Genomic DNA, 6,767 nt, shown 5'->3' on the forward strand with positions numbered 1-6,767 from the left:
GCGCGAAGTCCTTGAGCACGGGACGGGTGAAGATGTCGCCCAGGGCCACCTGCACGTCCAGCCGCTGCCGCACGCGCGAGATCACCTGCACGGCCGACAGCGAGTGGCCCCCCAGCTCGAAGAAGCTGTCCCGGCGGCCCACCCGCTCCACCCGCAGCACCTCGGCCCAGATCGCGGCCACGGCCTCCTCCGTCTCGTCCGCGGGCGCCTCGTACGCCCGCGACGCGTACGCGTCGCCCTCGGGCGCGGGGAGCGCGCGCCGGTCCAGCTTGCCGTTGGGCGTCAGCGGCCACGCGTCCATCCGCACGTACGCCGCCGGCACCATGTACCCCGGCAGCCCCTCGCCCAGGTGCGACCGGAGCGCCTCGGCCTCCACGGCCTCGCCCACCCAGTACGCCACCAGCCGCGGCTCGCCCTCCGCGTCCTCGCGGACGAGCACGACCGCCTCGCGCACGGCCGGGTGCGCCGCCAGCCGCGCCTCGATCTCCCCCGGCTCGATGCGGTAGCCCCGCACCTTGACCTGCGTGTCCAGCCGCCCCAGGAACTCCAGCGTCCCGTCCGCCCGCCACCGCGCCCGGTCGCCCGTGCGGTACAGCCGCGCCCCCGGCTCGCCGAACGGGTCCGGGACGAACTTCTCCGCCGTCTGCCCGGGCGCGTTCTGGTAGCCGTTGCCCACGGGCGTCCCGCCGATGTGGAGCTCGCCCGCCACCCCGAGGGGCACGGGGCTCCCCGCCCGGTCCAGCAGGTAGATGCGCCCGTTGGGGATGGGCCGGCCCACGGGCACCGGCTGCTCCAGGTAGACCGACAGGTCGCGCGACAGGCGGTGGTACGTCATGATCCCGGAGCACTCCGTGGGACCGTACAGGTTCACCAGCGCCGGCCGCGGCTCCGGCAGCTCCATCAGCTTGCGCGGCTGCACCGCCTCGCCCACGAGGACGGCCGTGCGCAGCTTCGCCAGCGCGCCGCCGCCCGCGTCCGCCTCGACCAGGGCCTGGAAGGCGGAGGGCGTGCAGTTCAGGGCACGGATGCCGCCCGCCGACACCTGCGCCACGATCCCCGCCGGGTCGAACGGCTCGGCCGCCAGGTGCAGCTGCCCCCCCGCGAACAGCGGGGCGAACAGGTTGCGGTAGGTGCCGTCGAAGCTGAACGACATCACCAGCAGGACGGCGTCGTCCTCCGTGAGCCCCAGCTCGCGCCCGTACCAGTGGACGAGGTTGAGCACCTTGTGGTGGATGGACGGGACGCCCTTGGGCCGCCCCGTGGAGCCGGACGTGTACGTCACGTACGCCGGGTGCTCCGGCGTGAGGCCGCCCCGCTCCGGGTTGGTCTCCGGCGCGTCCGCCCACGCCGGCACGGCCGCGTCCAGCTCCAGCACGGGGACGTCGCGCCCCAGCCCGGCCAGCGTGGCGCCGACGTTCGCCATCACCGAGCCTTGCGCCAGCACGGCCGCCGGGGCGCTGTCCGCCAGCATGTACTCCAGCCGCTCGCGGGGGTAGCCCGGGTCCAGCGGGACGAACACGCCGCCCGCCTTGAGGATGCCCAGCACCCCCTCCACCATGGCCGGCCCGCGCTCCACGCAAAGCCCCACGCGCACGCCGGGGCCCACGCCCCGTGCCCGGAGCCCGTGCGCCAGCCGGTTGGCACGCCGGTTCAGCGCCCCGTAGGTCACCCGCTCACCCGTGGCGGAGACGAGCGCCACGGCGTCCGGCGCGCGGACCGCCCGCGCCTCGAACGGCTCGTGCAGGCACGACTGCGCCGGGTACGCGGCCTCCGTCCGGTTCCACTCCTCCACGACCAGCGCGCGCTCGTCCTCGGGGACGATCGCCAGCCGGTCCAGCCGCTGCGACGGATCCGCCGCCATCTCCCGCAGCACCCGGCCCAGGTAGCCCACCCAGCGCTCCACGGTGGACGCCTCGAAGAGCGCCGTGGCGAACGTCACGCCGCCCCGGATCCCCCCGTCCGCCTCCCACAGGGTCAGCGACAGGTCGTACTTGGACTCCACCCGGGCGGAGCCCGCCCGCACCCGCTCCGTCCCCAGCCCCGGGAGCGACACCCCGTCCCCGCCGGGGGCGTTCTGCAGGGTGAACGTGGCCTGGAAGAGCGGCGTGTGCGCCAGGCTGCGCACGGGATCCACCAGGTCCACCACCTGCTCGAACGGGATGTCCTGGTGCTGCTGCGCCTCCAGCGCCCGCGCCCGGGCATGCCCCAGCAGCTCCGACACCGTCTGCGGGCCGGACGCGTCCAGCCGCAGGGCCAGCGTGTTGATGAACAGGCCGATCAGTCCCTCGATCTCCCGGCGTCCCCGCCCCGCCATGGGGCTGCCGATCACCACGTCGTCCTGGCCGGAGAGCCGGCTGAGCACCACGGCCCACCCCGCCAGCAGCGTCATGTACAGCGTCGTCCCGTGCCGGCGCCCCAGTGCCTTGAGCGCCGCCGTCGTCTCCGCGCCCAGCGCCACGCCCACCCGCGCCCCCGTGGGGTCCATCCGCGCGGGCCGCGGGCGGTCGGTGGGCAGCTCCAGCAGCTCCGGCGCGCCGCCCAGCGTCCGCGTCCAGTAGTCCGCCTGCGCGCGGAGGACGTCCCCGTCCACCCACCGCCGCTGCCACGCCGCGAAGTCCGCGTACTGGAGCGGCAGCGCGGCCAGGGCCGCCTCCCTGCCCCGGGCGTGGGCGGCGTAGAGCGCGGAGAGCTCGCTGGTGAGCACCCCCATGGACCAGCCGTCGCTGACGATGTGGTGCATGGTCAGCATGAGCACGTGGTCGTCCTCGGCCAGCCGGAAGAGCACGCCGCGGATGAGCGGCCCCCGCTCCAGGTCGAAGGGCGTGCCCGCCTCGACGGCCATCCGCCGGTCCAGCTCGCCGTCCGTGGCCCCGCCCAGGTCGTGCTCGCGAAGCAGGAACCCGGCGTCCGCGGGGGCAATGCGCTGCTCCGGGATGCCGTCGACCTGCGTGAAGGTGGTGCGCAGCACCTCGTGGCGCGCCACGACCGCGTCCAGCGCGCGCGCCAGCGCCCCGCGGTCCAGCGCCCCCCGCAGACGGACGCGGTGGGGGATGTGGTAGGTGCTCCCCTGGCTGCCCAGCTGCTCCAGGAACCACAGCCGCTGCTGGGCGAACGACAGGGGGATGGGGCCGTCGCGCGGAACGCGCTCGATGGGCGGCAGCCCCGCCCGGGCGGCCCGCTCCGCCTCCCGCGCGAAGTCGGCGAGCACGGGCCGGGCGAACACCTCGCCCAGCGCGATCTCCACCCCCAGCCCCTGCCGCACGCGCGAGATCACCTGCACCGCCAGGAGCGAGTGTCCGCCCAGCTCGAAGAAGTCGTCGTGGCGGCCCACCCGTTCCACGCGCAGCACCTCGGACCAGATCTCCGCCAGGGCCAGCTCCGTCCCGCCCACGGGCGCCTCGTACGCGCGGGCGGCGTAGGCGTCGCCCTCCGGCGCGGGAAGCGCCCCGCGGTCCACCTTTCCGTTGGGCGTGAGCGGCAGCGCGTCCAGCCGCGCGAACGCCGCCGGCACCATGTACGCGGGCAGACGCCCGGCAAGGTGCGCGCGGATCACGTCCACCGGCACCGTCTCGTCCGCCACGCAGTAGGCCACCAGGCGCGTGTCGCCGGGCACGTCCTCGCGGGCGACGACGACGGCCTGGCGCACGGCCGGGTGCTCGCGCAGGCGGGCCTCGATCTCGCCCAGCTCCACGCGAAAGCCGCGCACCTTGACCTGGTCGTCGTTGCGTCCCACGAACTCCAGCCGCCCGTCGGCCCGCCACCGCACCACGTCCCCCGTGCGGTACAGCCGCGCCCCGCGCGCGCCGCCGAACGGATCGGGGACAAAGCGCTCCGCCGTGAGCGCCGCGCGGCCCAGGTAGCCGCGCGCCACGGGCACGCCGCCGATGTACAGCTCCCCGGCCACGCCCGCGGGCACGGGCTCGCCCGCCCCGTCCAGCACGTAGACGCGGGCGTTGGCGCTGGGCCCGCCGATGGGCACGGCCGCGTCCCCCGCCCGCGCCGAAAGGCGCGGCGCGGTGACCGCCGTGGCCGCCTCGGAGGGGCCGTACAGGTTGTGGAGCTCCACCTCCGGCAGGGCGGCGTGAAAGCGCTCCAGCAGCGCGGGGGGCAGCGCCTCGCCGCCGCACAGCACCCGCCGCAGGTGGCGCAGGTTCTCCGCCCCCGGCGCGTCCATCAGCATCTGCAGCAGCGACGGCACCAGGTTGACCGTGGTGACCCCGTGGCGCCCGATGAGCGCCAGCAGGCGGGCCGGGTCGCGGTACTCGTCCGCGCCGGCGACCACCACGCGTCCGCCGGCCGTCAGCGGCAGCAGGATCTCGCGCACGGAGCCGTCGAAGTTGAGCGAGGTCTTGCAGAGCAGCACCTCGTCCGCGCCCATGGACCACGCACGGCGGCCCCAGGCCAGGCGGTTCACCAGCGCGCGGTGCTGGTTCATCACCCCCTTGGGCCGGCCCGTGGAGCCGGAGGTGTAGATGACGTACGCCAGGTGCTCCGGCGTAAGCCCCGCCGCCGCCGGATCGGTGTCCGGCCCGGCGGCCCACGCGGCCGCGTCGAGATCCACGTGGACGCGGGGCACGGGGGCGCCGGCGAACCTCCCCGCGAGGGACGCCTGGGTCAGCAGCACGGCGGGCGCGCTGTCCTCCAGCATCCAGGCCAGCCGCTCCGCGGGATAGTCCGGGTCCAGCGGCACGTAGGCGCCCCCGGCCTTGAGCACGGCCAGCAGGGCCACGATCATCTCCACGCCGCGCTCCAGGCACAGCCCCACGCACACGTCGGGACCCACGCCCCGCGCGGCCAGGTGGTGCGCCAGGCGGTTGGCCCGCGCGTTCAGCTCCGCGTAGGTGAGCGCGCCGCCGGCGTGCACCACCGCCGGGGCGTGCGGCGTGCGCGCCACCTGGTCCTGGACGAGCTCGTGCACGCACGACCGGCCGGGATACGGCGCGTCCGTGCGGTTCCACCCGTCCACCACCCGCGCGCGCTCGTCCGGCGGCAGGAGCGGCAGGCGATCCACGGGCCGGTGCTCGTCGGCCGCCATCTCCTCCAGCACCCGCCGCAGGTAGCCCATCCACCGCTCGGCGGTCTCCCGCTCCAGGAGCGACGTGGCGTACTTCAGCCCCCCCACGATGCGGTCGCCCGCGAGGCGCAGGGTGAGCGACAGGTCGAACTTGACGCGTACGTCCATCGACCCGGCGCCCACGCCGCCCACGTCCAGGCCCGGGAGGGAGATCCCCGTCCCCCGTGGCGCGTTCTGCCAGGTGAGCATCACCTGGAACAGGGGCGCGTGGGACAGGCTGCGGGTGGGGTCCAGCCGCTCCACCACCTGCTCGAAGGGGATGTCCTGGTGATGCTGCGCGCCCAGGGCCCGCTCGCGCACCCGGCCCAGCAGCTCCGCCACGGTGGGCGCGCCGGACAGCGTGACCCGCACGGCCAGCGTGTTGACGAAGAACCCGATCAGCCCCTCGATCTCGCGCCGCCCGCGGCCTGCCGTGGGCGTGCCGATCACCACGTCGTCCTGGCCCGAGAGCCGGCCCAGCACGACGGCCCAGGCCGCCATGAACGTCATGTAGAGCGTGGTGCCGTGTCGGCGCGACAGGGCCTTGAGGGCCGCCGTGAGCCCGGCGTCCACCTCCAGCGCCAGCACCGCCCCCGCGTGGTCGGCCTTTGCCGGGCGCGGGTGGTCCGTGGGCAGCTCCAGCAGCTCGGGCGCGCCCGCCAGCGTCCGCACCCAGTACTCCGCCTGCTGGCGGAGGACGTCGCCGTCCACCCAGCGGCGCTGCCACGCCGCGTAGTCGGCGTACTGCAGGGGAAGCGGGGCAAGCCGCGGGCTGCGCCCCTCGCGGTGGGCGGCGTACAGCGCCGACAGCTCGCCGGAGAGCACGCCCATGGACCACCCGTCGCTGACGACGTGGTGCATGGTCACCAGCAGCGCGTGGTCATCGTCCGCCAGGCGCACGAGCCGGCCGCGGACGAGCGGCCCGGACCGCAGGTCGAAGGGCGCGCGCGCCTCCTCCGCCGCCACCCGCTCCAGCTCCCGCTCCGCGTCCGGGTGGCCCGCCAGGTCCTGCTCCACCAGGTGGAACCCCACGTCCGCCGGCGCGATGCGCTGCTCGGGGACGCCGTCCACCTCGGCGAACGTCGTCCGCAGGGCCTCGTGGCGCTCCAGGATCCCGTCCAGGGCGCGCAGGAGCGCCCCCCGGTCCAGCGTCCCCCGCAGGCGCAGGCGCAGGGGGATGTGGTACGCGGGGCCCAGCCCTCCCAGCTGCTCCAGGAACCACAGGCGCTGCTGGGCAAAGGAGAGCGGAAGGCGGCCGTCGCGCGGGGCGGGCTCGATGGCCGGAAGCTCCGACCGCGCCGCGGCGTCCAGCGCGCGGGCAAAGTCCGCCAGCACGGGGCGCGCGAACACCTCGCCCAGCTCGACCTCCACCTGCAGCACCTGCCGCACGCGCGAGATCACCTGCACGGCCAGCAGCGAGTGCCCGCCCAGCGCGAAGAAGTCGTCGCCGCGGCCCACGTCCTCCATGCGCAGCACCTCGGCCCAGATCTCGGCCACGGCCTGCTCCGTCCCCCCCACGGGCGCCTCGTAGCCGCGCGTGGCGAACGCCTCCGCCCCGGGCGCGGGGAGCGCACGGCGGTCCAGCTTGCCGTTGGGCGTGACGGGGAACGCGTCCATCCGCACGAACGCCGCGGGGACCATGAACTCCGGCAGCGCCTCGGCCAGGTGCCCCCGCAGCGCCTCGCTCTCCACCGCCTCGCCCGTGAAGTACCCC

1 protein-coding gene is annotated in these 6,767 nt (G+C 75.7%); it reads right to left on the minus strand.

Annotation, left to right across the window (positions count from 1 at the left end; translation table 11 throughout):
• Window positions 1-6,767: non-ribosomal peptide synthetase (locus tag VFZ20_RS07365; RefSeq protein ID WP_329683201.1), on the minus strand; the 6,767-nt coding region annotated here is incomplete at both ends.

Source organism: Longimicrobium sp., from assembly GCF_036280135.1.
In the GTDB taxonomy this organism is placed as follows: domain Bacteria; phylum Gemmatimonadota; class Gemmatimonadetes; order Longimicrobiales; family Longimicrobiaceae; genus Longimicrobium.